Genomic DNA, 1,179 nt, shown 5'->3' on the forward strand with positions numbered 1-1,179 from the left:
ACAGGGTGTAGACAAAATCAAACCTGATGGGTAAGTCTATTCAGTAGCATACGTGCCTCGGCCAACCACACCCAGGCGGCCGAGATATCCAGCTTGCGGTCGTGATGCATGACCGTACGGCGCCAGCGTTCGGTCCACGCGTGGGTGCGCTCGACGACCCAGCGCTTCGGCAAGATCACAAACCCAGCATTCACTACCGCGGCTTGCTCGGGCCCTGTCTTCGGGTCATGCAGGGTTCCGATCGTGCCGTTACCTGGGCGGCGGACAACTTCGACACGAATGTGGTGTGCCTGCTCGATGTCATGCGCACATTTCCCGCCGTACGCCCCGTCGGTATAGAGCTTTTCAAGCTTGGGGATTTTGGTGCACGCTTGCGCAACAACGGCTGCGGCGGCGTCCCTGTCTTGTACGCTCGCAGCCGTGACAGTGAGCGCGATGAGCAGTCCCATCGTATCAACGACGAGGTTGCGTTTTCGCCCCTTGACCTTCTTGGCTGCATCGAATCCGCTATCACCTCCTTGTGGCGAAGCGCGGTTCGATTGCGCGTCAATGACTGCCGTTGTCGGCGTACTAGAGCGTCCCATGCGTGCTCGCCATTGTTCACGCAGCCGGTCTTGCATTTGCTCGAACACGCCCGCATCGACCCAGCGCGCGAACGCTTTGTAGACGGCCTGCCAAGGTGGAAACGTCTCGGGTAATAGCCGCCAGGCACAGCCTGTACGTAGGACGTAAGAACACGCATTCACGAGCTCGCGTCGGCTGTAGTGTGCAGGCGTGCCGCGCTGGCCCGGGGAGCGCTCGAACAAGTCAGCGACTAAATCCCATTCCGCGTCCGTCAGATTGGTACTGTACGGTGACACGTCCTTGCGGCGATGGGCTGCCGTGTAGCCATAGCGCTTGGGCCCCTTGGACGCGGTTGCCGCGTATGCCCGTCGTACAGGCTTTAGTCGTACGATGCCTTGGGCACGTAATGCTCGACGGATGGTGGCGTCACATACGCGCACGTCACAGCGGCGATACAGTTCGTCGGCAATCTCTTGCAGACTGGCCTGCGCTCGCTCCGTCACGATATCGTGCAGAACTGCGATATGCTCAGGCTTCAGTGCTGGCGGCCTGCCGCCGGGATGGACCGACGGGACAGAACCGTCGAGTGAACGTTTCGTCGCCATAGCATGCTCC

At 60.6% G+C, this 1,179-nt stretch carries 1 protein-coding gene; it reads right to left on the bottom strand.

The genetic code is table 11. From position 1 onward, the window contains the following. Window positions 1–17: 17 nt before the first annotated feature. Window positions 18–1,169, bottom strand: a complete 1,152-nt coding sequence (locus tag ACI48D_RS25995; protein ID WP_435574132.1) for an IS5 family transposase — start codon at window positions 1,167–1,169, stop codon at window positions 18–20. Window positions 1,170–1,179: the final 10 nt, after the last annotated feature.

The organism is Massilia sp. LXY-6 (assembly GCF_051233485.1).
GTDB lineage: Bacteria > Pseudomonadota > Gammaproteobacteria > Burkholderiales > Burkholderiaceae_D > Telluria.

Bases quoted from the DNA above. Each gene is read 5' to 3' on its own strand.
- ACI48D_RS25995 (WP_435574132.1), bottom strand. From the start codon at position 1,169: ATGGCGACGAAACGTTCACTCGACGGTTCTGTCCCGTCGGTCCATCCC.